At 57.3% G+C, this 18,269-nt stretch carries 15 protein-coding genes; 10 read left to right on the top strand and 5 right to left on the bottom strand.

What is annotated here, in order from left to right; genetic code table 11:
* The first annotated feature begins 85 nt into the window (after positions 1-85).
* From D9N13_RS06835 to D9N13_RS06825, 3 genes are all read left to right on the top strand, one after another.
* Positions 86-1,324, top strand: a complete 1,239-nt coding sequence (locus D9N13_RS06835; protein WP_411268144.1) for an ammonium transporter — start codon at positions 86-88, stop codon at positions 1,322-1,324.
* Positions 1,325-1,550: 226 nt separating this feature from the next.
* Positions 1,551-2,180, top strand: coding sequence for a PEP-CTERM sorting domain-containing protein (locus D9N13_RS06830; RefSeq protein ID WP_290587558.1), 630 nt, complete (start codon positions 1,551-1,553; stop codon positions 2,178-2,180).
* Positions 2,181-2,398: 218 nt separating this feature from the next.
* Entirely contained in the window at positions 2,399-2,878 is a 480-nt protein-coding gene (locus D9N13_RS06825) for a DUF4124 domain-containing protein (protein ID WP_290587556.1), read from the top strand.
* Between the two features lie 27 nt (positions 2,879-2,905).
* Here D9N13_RS06825 and speE read toward each other — a convergent pair whose 3' ends face one another.
* Positions 2,906-3,769, bottom strand: a complete 864-nt coding sequence (gene speE / locus D9N13_RS06820) for a polyamine aminopropyltransferase (protein ID WP_290587554.1) — start codon at positions 3,767-3,769, stop codon at positions 2,906-2,908.
* A 144-nt stretch (positions 3,770-3,913) separates the two neighbouring features.
* On the opposite strand from speE, the gene speA reads away from it, so the two are divergent.
* From speA to D9N13_RS06800, 4 genes are all read left to right on the top strand, one after another.
* A complete protein-coding gene (speA, locus tag D9N13_RS06815; protein WP_290587552.1) occupies positions 3,914-5,809 on the top strand; it encodes a biosynthetic arginine decarboxylase in 1,896 nt (631 codons plus the stop codon).
* Between the two features lie 109 nt (positions 5,810-5,918).
* Positions 5,919-7,304, top strand: coding sequence for a glutamine synthetase family protein (locus tag D9N13_RS06810; protein ID WP_290587550.1), 1,386 nt, complete (start codon positions 5,919-5,921; stop codon positions 7,302-7,304).
* Between the two features lie 22 nt (positions 7,305-7,326).
* Positions 7,327-8,712 (top strand): aldehyde dehydrogenase family protein, encoded by a 1,386-nt coding sequence (locus D9N13_RS06805; RefSeq protein WP_290587548.1) that lies wholly within the window; start codon positions 7,327-7,329, stop codon positions 8,710-8,712.
* Between the two features lie 5 nt (positions 8,713-8,717).
* Entirely contained in the window at positions 8,718-9,881 is a 1,164-nt protein-coding gene (locus tag D9N13_RS06800) for an iron-containing alcohol dehydrogenase (RefSeq protein ID WP_290587546.1), read from the top strand.
* On the opposite strand, the gene D9N13_RS06795 is transcribed toward D9N13_RS06800, so the two are convergent.
* Together D9N13_RS06795 and D9N13_RS06790 are read right to left on the bottom strand one after the other, a co-directional pair.
* Positions 9,878-10,423 carry a DUF523 domain-containing protein gene (locus D9N13_RS06795; RefSeq protein WP_290587544.1) on the bottom strand — a complete coding sequence of 182 codons (546 nt, stop codon included), beginning with the start codon at positions 10,421-10,423 and terminating at the stop codon, positions 9,878-9,880. The genes D9N13_RS06800 and D9N13_RS06795 overlap by 4 nt on opposite strands.
* The gene (locus D9N13_RS06790; RefSeq protein WP_290587542.1) at positions 10,420-11,100 is read right to left on the bottom strand and encodes a TetR/AcrR family transcriptional regulator; all 681 of its coding nucleotides are present in this window, start codon (positions 11,098-11,100) and stop codon (positions 10,420-10,422) included. The genes D9N13_RS06795 and D9N13_RS06790 overlap by 4 nt, the downstream gene beginning before the upstream one ends.
* Positions 11,101-11,209: 109 nt before the next feature.
* On the opposite strand from D9N13_RS06790, the gene D9N13_RS06785 reads away from it, so the two are divergent.
* Both D9N13_RS06785 and D9N13_RS06780 read left to right on the top strand, forming a co-directional pair.
* Positions 11,210-12,310, top strand: coding sequence for an efflux RND transporter periplasmic adaptor subunit (locus D9N13_RS06785; RefSeq protein ID WP_290587540.1), 1,101 nt, complete (start codon positions 11,210-11,212; stop codon positions 12,308-12,310).
* 24 nt (positions 12,311-12,334) lie between these two features.
* A complete protein-coding gene (locus tag D9N13_RS06780; protein ID WP_290587538.1) occupies positions 12,335-15,370 on the top strand; it encodes an efflux RND transporter permease subunit in 3,036 nt (1,011 codons plus the stop codon).
* Positions 15,371-15,383: 13 nt separating this feature from the next.
* Here the strand turns inward: D9N13_RS06780 and D9N13_RS06775 are convergent, their stop codons facing one another.
* Both D9N13_RS06775 and D9N13_RS06770 read right to left on the bottom strand, forming a co-directional pair.
* A complete protein-coding gene (locus D9N13_RS06775; RefSeq protein ID WP_290587537.1) occupies positions 15,384-16,229 on the bottom strand; it encodes an SDR family NAD(P)-dependent oxidoreductase in 846 nt (281 codons plus the stop codon).
* Positions 16,226-17,128 (bottom strand): alpha/beta fold hydrolase, encoded by a 903-nt coding sequence (locus tag D9N13_RS06770; protein WP_290587535.1) that lies wholly within the window; start codon positions 17,126-17,128, stop codon positions 16,226-16,228. Before D9N13_RS06770 ends, D9N13_RS06775 begins: the two co-directional genes overlap by 4 nt.
* A 115-nt stretch (positions 17,129-17,243) precedes the next feature.
* On the opposite strand from D9N13_RS06770, the gene D9N13_RS06765 reads away from it, so the two are divergent.
* A complete protein-coding gene (locus D9N13_RS06765; RefSeq protein ID WP_290587533.1) occupies positions 17,244-18,248 on the top strand; it encodes a helix-turn-helix domain-containing protein in 1,005 nt (334 codons plus the stop codon).
* Positions 18,249-18,269: the final 21 nt, after the last annotated feature.

Here is an 18,269-nt window from a genome sequence, read left to right as displayed (position 1 = left end):
TTCACCCTAAAAATCCATGCCTATTTATTTTTAATTTTGCGGAGGCAAGACCGTGGAAAACAATATTTTTCACCTGCAATATGCGATGGACACCTTTTACTTCCTGGTGTGCGGCGCGCTCGTAATGTGGATGGCGGCAGGTTTCGCCATGCTCGAATCCGGTTTGGTTCGTTCCAAGAACACCACCGAAATCCTGACCAAAAACGTGGCTCTGTTTGCCATCTCCTGCATCATGTATCTGGTGTGCGGTTATTACATCATGTACGACGGCGGTGTGTTCCTGTCCGGCATCGCCGATGTCGACGTGGCCGCCACCCTGGGTGAGTTTGCCGGCCGTGAAGACGGTTTTGAAGGCGGCTCCATCTATTCCGGTGCTTCTGATTTCTTCTTCCAGGTTGTGTTCGTTGCTACCGCCATGTCCATCGTATCCGGTGCGGTTGCTGAGCGAATGAAGCTGTGGGCGTTCCTGGCCTTTGCCGTGGTGATGACCGGTTTCATCTACCCAATGGAAGGCAGCTGGACCTGGAATGGTGCCGACGTGTTCGGCATGTACAACCTGGGTGACCTGGGTTTCTCTGATTTCGCGGGTTCCGGTATCGTGCACATGGCCGGTGCTGCTGCTGCCTTAGCCGGTGTGCTGTTGCTGGGTGCCCGTAAGGGTAAGTACGGCGCTAACGGACAAGTCAACGCGATCCCGGGTGCCAACCTGCCGCTGGCAACACTGGGTACCTTCATTCTGTGGATGGGCTGGTTCGGTTTCAACGGCGGTTCCGTATTGAAGCTGGGTGATATCGCTAACGCCAACTCTGTGGCCATGGTGTTCCTGAACACCAATACCGCGGCGGCCGGTGGCTCCATCGCTGCCCTGATCACCGCCCGCCTGCTGTTTGGCAAGGCTGACCTGACCATGCTGCTGAACGGTGCCCTGGCCGGTCTGGTGGCCATTACTGCAGAACCCTCCACCCCGACCGCCCTGGAAGCAACGCTGTTCGGTGCCGCTGGTGGTGTGCTGGTTGTGTTCAGTATCCTGGCGCTGGATAAGCTGAAAATCGACGATCCTGTGGGTGCCATTTCTGTACACGGCACTTGCGGTCTGTTGGGTCTGTTGCTGGTACCGCTGACCAACGACGGCGTGAGCTTCAGCGGCCAGATCATCGGTGCCCTGACTATCTTCTTCTGGGTGTTCATTGTGTCCCTGATTGTGTGGGCCATCCTGAAAGCGGTACTGGGTATCCGGGTATCCGAAGAGGAAGAGTTCGAAGGTGTGGACTTGGCTGAGTGTGGTATGGAAGCGTATCCGGAATTTACCGGTAGCGGTAAATAATCAGCAAGATCCTACCCAAGATCGAAAAAGGCTCCTTCGGGAGCCTTTTTTTTGCTCCGTATTTCACTTCAAACTGTGATCTGGTTCACGATATTGTCGACATACTTAACACCTAACTCCGTTAGATGTTTTAACTTGTTGATATATATGAGTATTTTTATTGGCCTGTTTATTGCTAAATAAGGTGGTGTTGGGGGTTCCCGCTTATTTTGAGGATGTAATGATGATGAAGACTGTTAAAACTTTAGCGGCCGCAGCGGTACTGACCGTATCTGCGTCTGCAGCTATGGCTGCGCCGTATTATGAGTCCTATGAGGGCTATCAGAACGTATGGGAAGGGGAAACCTATACCTTTGGTTTTGATATGTGGTATGACAACGCCACCTACGGCGTGGGTACCGATTCAGCCCTGACTCTGACCAATGACGCTTCCGGCGCATTCGGCGCCTGGGATTCAGGCCTGTTGACTCTGGGCATGTATTCCGAAGATTGGAAATACGAAGAAACCACCGTAAGCCTGACTGCCTGGAACACTCAGACCGGAGCGGAACTGTTCAGCTTGGGCAGCTACACATGGAATGGCACAGACTGCATGCTGTGCAGCACGGATTACACCGTTGAATTTGACCTGAGTGATGACCAGCTGGCAGCTTTGAGCGGCGAAGGTTGGGGTAACGTGGGCATTCAGGCATCGGCTTTCCGATACGGCGATAATGATTTCGCCATTGAGTATGTCAGCCTGTTGGTAAACACCGTTGAAGATGGTGTTGCCGTGCCTGAACCCGCATCAATCGGTCTGCTGGCACTGGGTCTGTTGGGCCTGGGTGCGGCTCGTCGTCGCGTAGGACGCAGCTAACCGCTGCGCCTTACTGGGTTTCTCCCCTCCGCTAAAAGCCCCGGCAGTGCCGGGGCTTTTTTTGTGCTTGTTTCCTTCCTGGTAGAGCGTTACACAAGGCGGCCATTACTCAACGAAAAGCCAATGCTTTAATACAGAGGGAAAATAGTGTTAGGTTGCCATCACTTTTATAATGTTGGTGAATTCAGGGGGGAGTGATAGCAGAGCAGGATAACCGTATGAGATTGTGGCCCATGGAATGTTTGAAATCAGTGGTGATTGGCCTGGGGATGTTGTTTGCGGCGAGTGCGCAGGCGGAGGTCTACCGCTGGGTGGATGAAAGTGGCAAGGTGCATTTTTCCGACCGGGCGCCGGATCAGGGCGCGGTGGAGAAAATAGACCTGCCGCAGGCGGAAGAGCCTGCTCCCAGCCGTGATCTGTCCGATTTTGAGCGGCTGCAGCGGCAAAAAAAGCTGGTTAAGATGCTCGAGGAAGAACGTCTGGCAAAGGAGGCCCAGCAAGCCCAAGTGGCCCGTGAAGCCGAAGAGCATGCGCAGTACTGCACCCGCTTCAAAAACCGGCTTGGTTACATTGATCAGTACACCCACTTCTATGATGAAAAAGAGGACGGCACCCGGGAGTACATGAGTGAAGATCAGGCCGATGCCTATCGGGCCCGCCTCAAGCAGCAATATAAGGAAGAATGCGGCGAGGCCTGAGCCCCGCCGGTGGTGACGTTGTTGCGCTTACTTGCCCAGATCCCGCTTCATGAATTCAGGTAACGCCAGGGCGCCCTTGTGGATGCCCAGGTTGTAGTATTGGGTGGCAAATGGTTTCTCGGCCGCGTCCTGTTCCCGGAACTGGGTGACCGAACCCTGCGGGCTGGCCATGGTGCAGGACCACCAGCCGGTGGGATAAACCGGTTGCGGGAACGGCAGGGTGTGGCATTGATGAAAGCCGGCAGCGGCCATATCCTCATGAATTTTTTTGATGATGCTGTTACTGTGCAGCAGGGGGGATTCACTCTGTTGTACCAGCAGACCTTCCGGTTTCAGAGCCCGCAGGCAATCCCGGTAGAAATCCACTGCAAACAGGCCTTCCGCCGGACCCACCGGATCGGTGCTGTCGATGATGATCAGGTCCATGCTGCCCGGTGTACAGTTTTTGACCCAGGCAATGCCGTCATCGAACAGTAGCTCTGCCCGCGGGTCGGTGTTGGACTCACACAATTCCGGAAACCACTGTTGGGAGGCCCAGGTCACCCGTTCATCGATATCGATCTGGGTGCACTTCTCCACACCGGCGTGTTTCAGAACTTCCCGCAAAGTCCCACAGTCACCGCCACCGATGATGGCGACGGTTTTCGGGTTGGGGTGGGTAAAGAGTGCCGGATGGGTCATCATCTCGTGATACAGAAAGTTGTCCCGGCTGGTCAGCATGACACAACCGTCCAGTACCATCAGCTTGCCGAAGGTGCGGGTGTTATAGACTTCCAAATATTGGTACTGGGTTTGTTCTGCATGCAGTTTCTCGGTGATTTCAAGGCCGAAAGAGGTGCCTTCTTCACCAAATATCTCAGTGAACCAGTTGCCTTTGGAAGATTCGCTCATGGGGTGTAGCTCCCGATTAAATGGGGTTGGATGCGGCGCGCAAAATAACTCAAAATGGACAGATTACCAAGCGCTTTTGACGCGAGGCGTATAGGTCTACAATAACGTCCTTTCGCCCTAATCTGCAATCTGGAACCCCACCACATGTCTGACAGCAGCATCATCAACACCGCCCGTGACACTTACAGTATCGATAACTGGAGCGACGGCTATTTTGACATTAACGAGCAGGGGTTGCTGGGCGTAGGCACCACTGCCGTCAAGGTGCCCCTGCAGGAGATCGTGGCGGCGGCACAGGATGCCGGTATGCGGACCCCGTTACTGTTGCGTTTTGTGGATATTCTGCGGGATCGGGTGGGCAAACTCAGCATGGCGTTTGTGCGCGCCATGGATACCCTGGATTATAAAGGGCGCTACACGGCGGTGTACCCCATCAAAGTGAATCAGCAGCGCCGCGTGGTGGAGGAAATCTATAATGGCGGGGTTCAGGATCCGCGCTGTGGTGTGGGGCTGGAAGCCGGCAGCAAGCCTGAACTGATGGCGGTGCTGGCCTTGAGCCGGGGCGACTCGGTTATCGTATGCAACGGCTACAAGGATCGCGAATTCGTGCGCCTGGCCCTGATTGGTGAAAAGATGGGGCGCAGAGTCTACATCGTAGTGGAAAAGATGAGCGAACTGCAGCTGGTGCTGGATGAGGCCAGCGCCATGCAGGTTAAGCCGCGCATTGGTTTGCGCGCCCGCCTCAGCTCCATCGGCAAGGGTAACTGGCAGAATACCGGCGGTGAAAAATCCAAGTTCGGGTTATCCGCCACCCAGATACTGCAGGTGATCCACACCCTCAACGAGCACAACGCACTGGATCGCCTGCAATTGCTGCACTTTCATCTGGGCTCTCAGATCTCCAATATCCGCGATATCCAAAGTGGTATGAAAGAGGCTGCCCGCTATTATTCGGCCCTGCGCGAAGCCGGCTGCCAGGTGCAGGTGGTGGATGTGGGCGGGGGGCTGGGTGTGGATTACGAAGGCACCCGCTCCCGCAGCTTTTGTTCCATGAATTATTCCATGGAAGAGTATGCCTATAACATCCTGCTGGCCCTGCATGAAGTGTGTCAGCGGGATGGTTTGCCGTTACCGGACGTGATTTCGGAATCCGGGCGGGCCTTGACGGCCCATCATGCGGTATTGGTGAGCAACGTGATCGGGGTGGAAAGCCCGGCCGCGCGGCAGCCCACCGAGCCCAACGTGGATTCACCGGTGGTGCTGCAAGAGCTGGCGCGCTGCTTTCATGAGATCGAGTGGGCAAAACGCAGCCGCTCTCTGTCGGAGTTGTATCACGAGGTTCTGTACCGTTTGGGTGAGGCCCAGGATATGTATACCCACGGTGTGCTGAGCCTGCCCCACAAGGCCCAGGCGGAAGAAATCTATGGCGCGGCCTGCCAGGCACTGAAGCTTAAGCTGGACCTGTCATCCCGCGCCCATCAGGATATTCTCAACGAGCTCAATGAAAAGCTGGCGGACAAGGTGTTCCTGAATTTCTCCCTGTTTCAATCCATCCCCGATGCCTGGGGGATTAACCAGGTGTTTCCGGTACTGCCCATTGCCGGATTGGATCAGCCCTTAACACGGCGTGGTGTGGTGCAGGATATTACCTGTGATTCCGATGGCAGAATTGACCAGTACGTGGATACTCATGATTTGGCCACCAGCTTGCCGCTGCCGGAGTGGCATGATCAGCAGGGGATGTCCCTGGCGATTTTTATGGTGGGGGCCTATCAGGAAATACTGGGTGACATGCACAACCTGTTTGGTGACACCGATGCCGTGGATGTGGCGCTGGATGGTAATGGTGGGTTCCGTTTTATCAATACCCTGAAAGGGGACACCGTGGATCACATTCTGCGTTATGTACAGTTCGATACCATGCACCTGCAGCAACAGATTCATGAACAGCTGGTGTTGACGGATCTCAGTCGTGGCGAGCAGGCGGCGTTCCTGAAGGAACTGCGGGAAGGTTTGACCGGTTACACGTATCTGGAATAAGCATGCCGCCAACGCCGCGTTTTCATCTGATTGTCACGTCTATCTCAAGTAAGATTGCGCTATAGTGGTGATAATCCAATCAGAACAATAGCCCGGGAGGAGCTTGCTGATGTCCGCGCCTATGGATCCACGAAACGTTCATACCATTGAGCAGGCCAAAGCCATTGTACAGGAGCGCGAGCTGACCCATGTGAAAGTGGGTGTTGCGGATCTCGATGGTATTATCCGGGGCAAGTACATGAGCCGGGAGAAATTTTTTTCCGCACTGGATAAAGGCTTCGGATTCTGTGATGTAGTGTTGGGCTGGGACAGCAATGACCAGCTTTACGAAGGGGTGAACGTTCAATACACCGGCTGGCAGACCGGTTATCCGGATGCGCCGGTGCGTATCGTGCCACACAGTTGCCGGGATGTGTACGCCGAGCCGGGCATGCTGTTTTTTCTGGCCGAGTTTGAGTCGGCGGCTGCAGCCATTTGTCCACGGGGTTTGTTGAAACGCATTCTGGATATGGCCGGTGCCATGGGGTTTGAGGCCAAAGCCGCGTTTGAATACGAGTTTTTTCTGTTCAATGAAACCCCCCATTCAGTGCGGGCCAAGGGATATCAGAATCTGGTGCCGATTACGCCGGGTTTTTTCGGTTACTCCGTGCTGCGTAACTCGGTGCATGCGGAACTGTATCAGGAGCTGCTGGCCCTCTGCGAACAGATGGATTTCCCGTTGGAAGGCCTGCACACCGAGACCGGCCCCGGTGTGCTGGAGGCGGCCATTACCGTGGATGAGGCCATGGCAGCAGCGGATAAGGCGCTGTTGTTCAAGACCTTCACCAAAGTGTGGGCGCAACGGCACGACATGATGGCCACCTTTATGGCCAAGTGGTCCAACGACTATCCCGGGCAAAGCGGCCACATCCATATTTCGCTGCACAACAAACATCACCAGCCGGTGTTTTATCAGGCCGGTGCCTTACACACCATGAGTGAACTGCAAAAACAGTTTGTGGCGGGGCAGCAGAAATACATGGCAGAGCTTACCGCCATGTATGCGCAAACCGTTAACGCTTACAGTCGTATGGTGCCCGGTTTCTGGGCGCCCACGCACGCTACCTGGGGGGTGGAAAACCGCACCACGTCGCTGCGGGTGATTCCCGGCTCAGAGAAATCCCAGCGCGTCGAATTCCGTTTTGGCTCCGCCGATGCCAATCCCTATGTGGCGCTGGCGGCGGCCTTGGGCTCCGGCTTAATGGGCATCGAACAGCGGCTGCAACTGGAACCCCAGGTGAAGGGTAATGCTTATGAACAGGATTTTCCCGATCATCTGGCATTACCGGAAACTCTGGAACGGGCGGCGGGGAAACTGGCCAGGTCCCAGGTGGCCCAGGATCTGTTCGGCAAGGCGTTTGTAGAGCACTATGTGGCAAGCCGGCTCTGGGAAGCCCAGGAATTCCGCAAGCATATTACCGATTGGGAACTGAAGCGCTACTTCGAAATTATCTAACTGATCAGTCTGAGGCGCCACTATGAAAGAATTTTCGGTTATCTCGCCGGTGGACGGCAGTGTGTATGCCCAACGGCATTACGCATCAGTGGAAGAAATCAACGCTGCCCTGGCCCGCGCGCAACTGGCACAACCGCAATGGCACAGTACCGCGTTGGCGCAACGCCAGCAATTGTGTTCTGCCATGGTGGATGCCTTCCTGGATAACAGCGATGAAATCGCCCGGCAGATCTGTTGGCAAATGGGGCGGCCGCTTCAGTATGCCGCCGGTGAAGTGCGTGGATTGGCAGAGCGGGCACGGTATATGATCGAGGTTGCACCGCAGGCGCTGCGCACCATTGAGCTGGAAGAGCAACCCGGTTTTACCCGTTACATCAAACGCGAACCACTGGGTACCGTGTTGGTGATTGCGCCGTGGAACTACCCTTACCTGACGGCCATCAACAGCATTATTCCGGCGTTGCTGGCCGGTAACGTGGTGCTGTTGAAACACTCGGCGCAAACCCCGTTGTGCGCCGAGCAGTTGCACCGGGCGTTTGTTGCCGCGGGGCTGCCCGCCGGGGTGTTCCAGTTCCTGCATCTGGGTCACGCCGACACCGAACAGTTGGTTGCGCATCCGGCCATTGACCAGATCGCCTTTACCGGTTCGGTGCCCGCTGGTGCCATGGTGGAGCGGGCCGCGGCCGGACAGTTCAAACACGTGGGCTTGGAGCTGGGGGGTAAGGATCCCGCCTATATCCGGGCGGATGCCGATCTGGATTATGCCGTGGCCGCTGTGGTGGATGGTGCGTTTTTTAATTCCGGCCAAAGTTGTTGCGGTATTGAACGTATCTATGTGCACGAAGCCGTTTTCGATGAGGTTGTGGAGCGGGCAGTGGCACTGGTGCAGCAGTACCGGTTGGGCCGATCCGATGAGCTGGAGACCACCCTTGGGCCCCTGGTGAAAACCAGCGCGGCGGACTTTGTGCGCGGGCAGATTCAGGAGGCGGTGGTACAGGGTGCGCGCTGTCATATCGACGAATCCGCGTTTCCCATGAGTCAGGCGGGAACACCTTACCTGGCGCCGCAGTTGCTGACCCAGGTGAATCACAGCATGCGTATCATGACAGAAGAATCCTTTGGTCCGGTGGTGGGTGTGCAGAAAGTGTCAGGTGATGAGGAGGCTATCCGGTTGATGAACGATTCTGACTTTGGTTTGACCGCCGCGGTGTTTACCCAGGATGAGGCCGCAGGTGTCGCCATTGGCGAGCGCCTGCAAACCGGCACGTTTTTTATCAACCGTTGTGATTACCTGGACCCGGCCCTGGCCTGGACCGGAGTCAAACACTCCGGGCGCGGTTGCACCCTGTCTGTAGTGGGCTTTGAACAGGTAACCCGTCCAAAATCATTTCATTTGAAGCGAGTGTGAAGGCGATGGCGTCATGGCAGGCAAACTGGAATTATCCCACCGCGGTACTGGTGGGGGCGGGGCGTTGGCAGGAGGTGGTGGCCTGTTGCCGGGACCTCAACATGGGCGCGCCCTTGCTGGTCACCGATCCGGGGTTGGCGGCACTGCCCTTGACCGGGCAACTGCTGGAGCATTGCCGCAGCAACGGCTTGAACAGCAGTGTGTTCAGTCAGGTAAAAGGCAATCCCACGTCGGTCAATGTTGATGCCGGGGTGGCCGCTTTCCGTCAGGGCCAGCACGATGGTGTTATTGCCCTGGGCGGCGGCTCGGCGCTGGATGCCGGTAAAGCCATTGCCCTGATGGTGGGCCAGGAGCAGCCCATCTGGGCGTTTGAAGATGTGGGCGACAACTGGACCCGGGTCAACACCGAGGGCATGGCGCCCGTGGTTGCCATACCCACCACTGCCGGTACTGGTTCGGAAGTGGGCCGCTCGTCGGTGATCACCGATGAGGTCAACAAGGTCAAAAAAATCATATTTCATCCCAATATGTTGCCGCAGAAAGTCATCCTGGACCCCACCCTAACCACCGGGTTACCCGCCGGCCTCACCGCCGCCACCGGCATGGATGCCCTGTCACACTGCCTGGAGGCCTATTGTGCCAATGCCTACCATCCCATGGCGGAGGGCATCGCGGTGGAGGGTATTCGTCTGGTGAAGGGGTTTTTGCCGCGAGCGGTGGCCAACGGTGAGGATCTGGAGGCCCGTACTCAGATGCTGGTGGCCTCTGCCATGGGGGCCACGGCATTCCAGCGGGGGCTGGGTGCCATGCACGCCATCGCTCACAGTCTGGGGGCATTGTACGATGCCCATCATGGCACATTGAACGCGATTCTGATGCCCTATGTGTTGCAGGCCAATCGCTCGGTACTGGAAGAGCGCATTACCCGTCTGGCCCGTTATCTGGATCTGCCGGAGCCGGGTTTTGATGCTTTTCTGCAGTGGGTGTTAGTGTTGCGCCGCCAGGTGAACATACCCAATGACTTAAGCGCGCTGAATATTGATGCAACGCAGGCGGATGTGGTGGGCGCCATGTCGGCGCGGGATCCGGCGGCGGGGGGCAACCCCATTGCCTTCAGCGCCGGGCAATATTCCCAACTGTTTCGCGCTGCGGTGGCAGGTAAGGTTTAAACGCTGTTGTTCGCAAGGAGCCGGGCGCGCTGGTTGACCGCCGTCAGGAACCTGTCGATGGGGCCCGGCTCCAAATTCTGATCGTCCAGAATCGGTAAATCCGGCTGCGCCGCCAACAGCGCCGCCACAAACAAACCGTTGCCTTTGGTGTGGATCACCTGTGTTTGATCGGAATTATAGACAGGCGTCGTAGCGGCACCGCAGGAGGGTGATCGGCTCTGCACGATATAGCCACACAGCTCAGGGTAGGTTCTGCCGACAATACGGCCCATGGTGTGCAGGCGCGCGCTGACGTTGCGCCCGGGATCATCCCGGCCCACCGCCTCAATTGCACCATTGCGCTGGATAAGGTTGACCGGCGCTCGGGGAATACCCATGCCCGCCATGCTTTCCGGGCACAGGGGCAACAAACGAACGTGCGGTGCGATCAGCGCCAGAATATCCGGCTTGAACTTGTCCTGGCCGTCATAGCGCACGCGCATGCCCAGCAGGCAACTGCTGATGCCCACCAGTGGCTTTGGCTTCTCATGATCAGGCTTCATTCCGGCATTGTAGAGCGCCGGGGTTTGGCCCGCAATTCATCACTGGCAATACGCATGGCATAGCGGATCAGCTCTTCCCGGTCCAGCGCGGTGCGATCGAACAGGGAGCTGCCGGCGGAATCCTGCAGCATGATCACCCCATGCAGGGAGCCGCGCAGGAACATGGCCGTTTGCAGCGGGCTCTCCACCTTGTCCGGATCGATGGTGCCGTCTTCCAGCCCTTGTTCCACTGCCGAGCTCATCAGCGCCATCAGTTTGTCTTCCACGGCCATCATTTCCAGCAGGGTACTGGTGGGGTTCTCTTGATTAGCGGGTTTTGGGTTCACCATCCCCATGCGCATGCAAAGGCATTGAAAATGATCATGATCCTGTAAATAGAACTGATAGTAGGCCTCACCCAGGGCATTGATGGCCTCAATGCCGGTGCCGGTGGTGGCCACCGCCTGCTGCATGCGCTGAAACAGGGTTTCACCGGCGATCACCGATAGCCCCATCTGAATGTCGTCCTTGTCTTTGAAATAAACGTACAGCAGGCCCCGGCTTAACTGCGCCGCCCGGGCGATGTCATCCATGGTGGTTTTTTCATAACCCTTTGAAAGTATTATTTTTCTGGCAGCCTTGAGGATGCTGTTACGGCGTTGAAGCTTTTCGTCGTCGTTTCTGGATCTTGATCGCAAAGTCTGGAGACTCCCAACTATTTTTACCTGGATATTGACATTTTGTTAATTATTATCAAAATGTCAATAAATGACAAAGTGTCAATTGTGGTGCTGTGGAGAGGTTGTGATGAGGTCAGATAAACAAACCGGTTTGATTCACCTGATGCTGCTGGCCGGGATTTGCTTCGGTCTGGCTGCCTGTTCAGAGCGCGAACCTGATACCGAACCCGCTGCGCTGCAGTCCGCAACGCAGAGCCGCCTGCCGGTGCGCGTGTCCTATGTGCAGAGTGACAGCCCCAGCGTCCACCAGACGTTTATCGGTACCTCCAGGGCGGCCAATCGCGTCACCATACGCTCCCAGATCAGCGGCCGTCTGTTGCAACGGGAAGTCAAACTGGGCACCCGTGTCAACCAGGGTGATGTGCTGGCCATGGTCTATAACCCCGGTGCCACCCCCCAGGCTCTGGCGGCCAAGCAGCGTTGGCAGCAGGCCCAGGTGGAGGTGGCCCAGGCGCAGCGGGATTACGACCGTATCCAGAGCCTCTACGAAAAAAAGGTGGCATCGATTCAGGAATCGGAATCAGCCCGCAGTGCGGTCCAGGCAGCAAGGGCGGCCACTGATGCGGCCGAATCCCAGTATCAGCAGGCGCTGCAAATGGATGCGGAGCAAACCATCCGCGCGCCGTTTTCCGGTGTCATCACCGCCACGCCGGTTGAGCCCGGTGAAGTGATTCAGGTGGGCGAACCCCTGCTGCAACTGGCGGACCCCAACGAGGTGGAAATCGAAATCATTGTTACGGATGCGGCGGCATCTTCGGTTCAGGCCGGGGATGTGTTGACGGTACTCACCCCGTTTGCCGGCGAGCAACGCTACGCCGGTGTGGTACATGAAGTGACTCCGTTTCGCGAGCGGGGTGCCTTGCCCACGGTGATCGTGCGGGTGGCGGACACCGGTATGACCCCCGGCACCACCGTGCACGTGGAGTTTGAATCCACACTGGCGGGCCAGTTTGTATTGCCGGCCAGTTCACTGATCAAAACCGGCCACCGGCAAAGTGCCGTCTATCGGGTGAAGGCAAGCAACGAGGTGGAGCTGGTTCCGGTGCAGCCGCTGCAGGTGATCGATGATCGCGTTGTCATCAACGGGGCGTTGCAGGCGGAGGATGCGGTGGTGATTGCCGGTAATCACCAGCTCTATCCCGGCGCTGCGGTCACAGTGGTTCAATGAGGTTGCAGTGATGAGGGCACCACGATGACACTGTACCTTATACTGGCCCGTTACCAACGTTTTGTGTTTGGCTTTGCGGTGTTGATGACACTGGCCGGTTTGGTGGCCTATGGCAGCATGGCGCGGCAGGAAGACCCCAGTTTCCCCTACCGGGTGGGCACCTTGCAGGTGGTGTTTCCCGGTGCCAGCGCCGATCAGATTGAAAAACTGATTACTGAGCCATTGGAAGAAGAAATGGCGCAGGTGGAAGAAATCAAACAGTTGGAATCGGTGTCCCGCGACAATGTGGCGGTGCTCACCATACAGTTGCAAGATCGTATCTACGACACCGATGCCGCCTGGGATCGGGTGAGACGCGCCATGGAGCGCGCCGAGCGGGCTTTTCCCGCAGGGGTAACCGAGCTGGAGTTGGATGACCGGCGCATGGATATCCCCACGGTGGTGTTGAGCGTGACCGGTCACGATGATCCCGTGGTGCTGGCCGATGCGGCGGATGACATCAAACACCATTTGCTGAGCGTGACCGATGTATCGCGAATTGAAATCAATGGCGCCCCGGAAAAAGAACTGGTGATCGCCACCGAGGAAACCGTTCTGCATCAGTTGGGGATCAACCGGCAGACCATCGTTGATCAGCTGCGGCAACGTAATGAATTGATTCCCGGTGGCTTGATTAATAACGGCACCCGCTTTATCCGCATTAACACCCGTTCCGACGTGCAGCAGTTGAATGATCTGGCGTTGTTGCCCATCACCCTGCCCAACGGGCAGCGCGTACCATTGAATGCCCTGGCCAGTATCCGAGTTGAGCCGCGGCAACCCCTGGCTGCGCAAACGTTTCACAACGGTGAGCGTGCCGTTTCCCTGGGGGTGATCACCGTGCGGGGACAAACCGACACCATTGTTTTCGGTGAACGTTTGCGCGCAAAGCTGGAAGAGATCCGCCCCCTGTTTGCGCCACTGGAGATTCGCGAAGCGTTTTTTCAACCAGCGTATGTGAAATCCCGGCTGGATAATCTGCAGAACAGCCTGCTGCTCAGCGCCGGTATCATCGCCGTGATTGTACTGCTGGCCTTGGGCTGGCGCACCGGATTGCTGGTGGCATTGGTGTTGCCGGTGGTGGCGCTGATTACCCTTGCTGTCTACAACATGGGCGGTGGCATTCTGCACCAGATTGCAGTGATCGGTATTGTAATTTCCCTGGGTATTCTGGTGGATAACGCCATTGTCATTGTGGAATCCATTGAAACCCAACTGCGTCAGGGATTGACCCGCGCCGCTGCGGTTAAGCAGTCGGTGACCCAATTGGCAATGCCGTTGTTTTCCTCCACCGGCACCACCATAGCGGCCTTTATTCCATTGCTGTTGTCCAAGGGGGGAACCGCTGATTTCACCCGGGGCATTCCGGTGATGATTGTGCTGGCGATGATCACCAGTTATGTGATCTCGGTGTTTCTGCTGCCGTTGGTGGCATTTTACTGGTTGAAGCCCGGCAAGCAAAAAGCCATGCCGGGCAGCGCCTGGATAGCGCAGCGGTTGGTGTGGGTTCAGCAGCGACATTATCGAGCGGCTTTAGTGCTGGTGCTGGTGTTGATGATCGCCGTACTGGCCATGGTGCCGAATCTGAAAATGCAGTTCTTTCCTTCCGCCGATCGCAATCAGGTGGTCATTGATCTGGAACTGCCCACCGGCTCTCCGGTGGATTATACCGCCGCCCTCAGTGCGCGGCTGGAGCAGCAGTTGCAGCAGCAACCGGGTGTGGCATCGGTGATGCGTGCCGTGGGCATGACCGGCTTTCGTTATTTTTATAATCTGTCGTCACTGCCCAGCGCGCCCAATCGTGCGCGTTTGATGGTGAATACCCAAACCTTTGCCGACAATCAACGGGTGATTGACTGGATAGAGCAGGATGCAAAATACCAGATGCCGGAGGCGACGTTGATTGCCAAGCCACTGGGCCAGGGGCCGCCATTGCCCGCTCCTATTGTGATTCGCTTACAGCACCCGGATAAGGGCGTGCTGGTGGGGGCTACCCACCAGGCGTTGCAGGCCCTGTATGCGGTGGAAGGTACCCGCACCATTCGCACCAATATGGATACCGGCATTCCGGAACTGCAGCTGAGTATCGATGATTACAGCAGTGCGGAACTGGGTATCCGGCGGCCCCAGATCACCGGCGCCATTTTTGGTCAGGTGCGGGGTTTGGATGCGGGGCAATACCGCTACAGCAATGATCCCATCACCATGCGGGTTCGGTCCCGCAGCGGTGAGCACACCAGGTTGGATCGCATGCCGGCGCTGTATTTGTATCAGGATCAACAACCCATTCCATTGCAGACCATGGCCCGCATCAATGCTGCAGTGGCGGACAGTGAAATTTATCATTTCAACGGCTTGCCCAGCGTGAATATCTACAGTGAATTGCAACCCGGCGCCGCCTTTAATCAGGTGTTGTCGGCGTTCTTTACACGCATTGAGCAACAGCCGCTGCCGGCAGGTGTCAACGTGGTGGTGGGGGGGGAATCCGAGGGCTCGGAGAATGCCAACAAGGCCATATTGAAGACTGCTCCCATCGGCATCATGGTGATGATTTTTTTCATGTTGCTGGAATTCAATTCCTATCGCCGCCTGCTGATGGTATTGAGCACCATTCCGTTGGCCGCGGTGGGCATTCTCCCAGGCCTGGTGCTGACCGGTTCCCCGTTCGGGTTCCAATCCCTGTTGGGAGTGATTGCGCTGGTGGGCATCGTGGTGAACAACGCCATCGTGCTATTGGATGTGGTGGATTCGGAACTGCATGCCGGCAGCTCGGTGCTGGCGGCCGTGCAACGGGCCATTGCCCAGCGCACCGCGCCGATTTTGCTCACCACAGCCACCACCATTTTAGGTCTGCTGCCGTTGGCGCTGTCCAGTTCCACCCTGTGGCCGCCGCTGGCCTGGGCCGTGATTTCCGGTTTGGCCATGAGCACGCTGCTGACATTGATTGTAGTACCGGCCCTGTGTCAGTTGCTGTTGCGGGAGGAGCCGCAACGGGCAACCGACACCCAAGTGGTGGCTTAACAGAGTGTGAGGTTCAGTCGGTTGCCAGGAACGGAATGTCACGCCGCCCCAGCCAGTCCACCACGCCGGGGGCCAGGCGCTTGGCCAGGTACATGGCCCAGGCTTCCGGGGAAATAGGGCGCACCGCCAGATTATTTTCGATCGCATCCATGATGCCCAGTGCCACCCGGTCCGGGGTGTAGTTGCGTTTCTTGTAGAAATCCACGGCTTTGTTTTTCACGCTGTCGCTCTGGCCCAGTTTGCCTTCGAATACCGCATTGGCGACGATGGGAGTATTAATGATACCCGGGCAAACCGCCGAAACGCCGATACCGTATTCATGCAAATCGGCCCGTAACGCTTCGCTGAATCCCAGTACCGCGGATTTCGACATGGAATACACGGGCATATCCTTGGCGGCGATGAAGGCCGCGGCGCTGGCCAGATTCACGATGTGGCCGCTGCCTTGCTCAATCATATTGGGGGCAAACAGATGGCAACCCAGCATCACCCCTTTGACGTTGACGTCCAGCACTTTGTTCCAGGTCTTCAGTGAGGTATCCACAAAGCGGCCGGCGACACCGATACCGGCATTGTTGATCAGAATGTCCAGAGCAGGGTGTTGCTGGTGCACTGCCTTGGCCAGTTTTTTCATCTCGGTGCTGGAGCCCACGTTGCATATCCGGGTGGTGCAACGGGCACCCAGCGCGCGTACCTGCTGGGCGGTCTGCTCCAGGTTGTCGGCGTTGATGTCGGTCAGCCAGAGTACGGCGCCGCGGCGGGCCAGCTCCAGCGCGGTGGCCTGACCGATGCCGGAGCCGGCGCCGGTGATCAGGGCCACTTTGTTTTTGAAACCGTCCTGGTTTTTAAAGGTTGTCATGCTGCATTCTCCTTGGCGCGATCAAGTGATTTCAGGTAGCGATCGATCAGCTGCGCTACTTGCAAAGGGTGGGAGCGGGGGGCCCAGTGACTGGCCTCCAGCGTACGTCGGGTCAGGTTGACAGCATAACGTTCAATGTCGCTGAAGATATAGGGACGCACGAATGGATCCTGTTGCAGCAGGATCAGCTGCACCGGTAGGGTAATGCTGCCGGGTTCGGGTAACCTGGGCGGGCTGAATACATTCTGTCGATACAGTTGCAGGGTGTCCAGCGCCACGCTGCGGATCTCTTGTTCGCTGTGTTCCAGATAGTCGTCATCGTCCGGTACCCCGCCCTGCTTCATGGTGTGTGGCCAAACCCACTTACCCAGCGGGCCAAACAGGGTTTCCGGCAGTTTGGGAACGTGAATGGCGAAGATATACCAGGAGTGGGACAGTTGAGCCAGGGCTTTGCGGATGCCGGACGGACCACTGCGCAGCCGTTGGTTGATCCACTGCCACAGCAGCCCTACGTGGGGGCCGGACAGGCTGGTGTAGCTGGCCAGGCGGTTGGCGTAAGCCGGTTCACTGACAAACGACCAGCACAGTACGCTGCCCCAGTCGTGCCCGATCAAATGCACTTTTTTGCCGGGGGCGGCTGCATCCAGAACAGCGGCAAAGTCCGGCAGAATGCGATCGATGCGATAGGCGCGGCGATCCTCCGGCCGGGTGCTGTTACCGGCACCGCGCAGGTCCAGGGCCAGGATGTGGTAGTCGCTTTCCAGTTGCTCGATGACGCTGGACCAGACCCGATGATCATCCGGAAAACCGTGGACGAACATCAGGGTCGGTCGGTCCGGGTTGCCGCATTCGCGTACCCAGATGGCGACTTCTCCTGCCGGGACAAAATACTGTTTCACGGGGTTCCCTCTGTAGTCTTGTTATGATTTTAATGTGTTATCAAGACTAGCCATGATCGTGGTGCAGAGCCTGTGATAGATTGACAACCATCAGTCATTATCGGACAGTATACGAATGTCTACTGCATTCATTCCTGCCCGTTACTTCCGGGCGCTGTTAATCATGCTCCGGGAACGGGGCCTGGAGCTGTCTGAACCCCTGGCGCTGATGGGGGAAACAGCTGAGTTCGTGACCTCCCAAAAAGAGGATTTCCTCACGCTGGCGCAGGTGGAAGCCCTTGTGGAATGGGCGGTGCAGCAGACCGGGTCAACGGCCCTGGGCATGTACCTGGGGGCGCGACTGAACCTCTCGGCCCATGGTATCGCCGGTTATGCCGGGCTGTGTGCGGCCAATCTGGGCGAGGCCCTGCGGGTGGCGCAGCGCTTTCAGCCGCTGGTGATGCCCATGACCAACCTGGTGGTGGAAGAGCACCCGGATGTGAGCCATGTGCTCATTGAGCCGTCTGTGGTGGTGTCGGAGCCCACTTGCCAGGTGATCCTGGATACTACAGTGGCCTCCATCTATGTGCAGGGCCGTTACCTGTACCCGGAGCCGTGGCAGGAGGTAAGTGCTTATATTCCTTATGCGGAGAGCCGCTATGACGCGGATGCGTTAAAGGCTTTCAGCGATGTAAGTATTCACTTTCAGGCCAGCGAACTGCGCCTGACCATACCGACCCAACTGTTGAGCTATCCTCTGGCGCTGGCCAACGAGCAGGCCTTCAATCACGCTGTGCGTCAGTGTGAGGCACTGATGAGCGCCATTCCCCGCCCCGGTGGCCGGGCAGAGGTCTTGCGTCAGGCTCTGCTCAATGGCGGCCTGCCGTTGCCTTCCCTGGAAAAACTGGCGCAAACCCGCCATGTGTCCGAGCGTACCCTGCGCCGGCAGTTGCTGCAGGAAGGGGTGCGCTGGCGCGAGCTGGTGACCGAAGTCAAAATGGCCCTGGCGCAACAGTTTCTGGCGGCAGGCAATGACAGCATCACCGCAATCGCCTTACGCTTGGGCTATAACGACAGCGCCAATTTTGCCCGGGCTTTCCGCCGCCACTGTGGCATGAGCCCCAGCCAATGGCGTCAATAACCTCAATTTAAAGGAGATCCC

The sequence above is a fragment of the Ketobacter sp. GenoA1 genome, assembly GCF_003671475.1.
Taxonomy (GTDB): Bacteria; Pseudomonadota; Gammaproteobacteria; order Pseudomonadales; family Ketobacteraceae; genus Ketobacter.
The sequence above is the reverse complement of the archived record's forward strand: the minus strand, read 5'-3'. Positions and strand labels throughout refer to the sequence as shown.

What these genes read in the sequence shown, in the direction of transcription:
- D9N13_RS06765 (WP_290587533.1), top strand. Translation starts at nt 17,244, where the DNA reads ATGTCTACTGCATTCATTCCTGCCCGTTACTTCCGGGCGCTGTTAATC.
- D9N13_RS06785 (WP_290587540.1), top strand. Translation starts at nt 11,210, where the DNA reads ATGAGGTCAGATAAACAAACCGGTTTGATTCACCTGATGCTGCTGGCC.
- D9N13_RS06830 (WP_290587558.1), top strand. Translation starts at nt 1,551, where the DNA reads ATGAAGACTGTTAAAACTTTAGCGGCCGCAGCGGTACTGACCGTATCT.
- D9N13_RS06780 (WP_290587538.1), top strand. Translation starts at nt 12,335, where the DNA reads ATGACACTGTACCTTATACTGGCCCGTTACCAACGTTTTGTGTTTGGC.
- speE (WP_290587554.1), bottom strand. Translation starts at nt 3,769, where the DNA reads ATGAGCGAATCTTCCAAAGGCAACTGGTTCACTGAGATATTTGGTGAA.
- D9N13_RS06805 (WP_290587548.1), top strand. Translation starts at nt 7,327, where the DNA reads ATGAAAGAATTTTCGGTTATCTCGCCGGTGGACGGCAGTGTGTATGCC.
- D9N13_RS06825 (WP_290587556.1), top strand. Translation starts at nt 2,399, where the DNA reads ATGAGATTGTGGCCCATGGAATGTTTGAAATCAGTGGTGATTGGCCTG.
- D9N13_RS06800 (WP_290587546.1), top strand. Translation starts at nt 8,718, where the DNA reads ATGGCGTCATGGCAGGCAAACTGGAATTATCCCACCGCGGTACTGGTG.
- D9N13_RS06810 (WP_290587550.1), top strand. Translation starts at nt 5,919, where the DNA reads ATGTCCGCGCCTATGGATCCACGAAACGTTCATACCATTGAGCAGGCC.
- speA (WP_290587552.1), top strand. Translation starts at nt 3,914, where the DNA reads ATGTCTGACAGCAGCATCATCAACACCGCCCGTGACACTTACAGTATC.
- D9N13_RS06795 (WP_290587544.1), bottom strand. Translation starts at nt 10,423, where the DNA reads ATGAAGCCTGATCATGAGAAGCCAAAGCCACTGGTGGGCATCAGCAGT.
- D9N13_RS06835 (WP_411268144.1), top strand. Translation starts at nt 86, where the DNA reads ATGGACACCTTTTACTTCCTGGTGTGCGGCGCGCTCGTAATGTGGATG.
- D9N13_RS06775 (WP_290587537.1), bottom strand. Translation starts at nt 16,229, where the DNA reads ATGACAACCTTTAAAAACCAGGACGGTTTCAAAAACAAAGTGGCCCTG.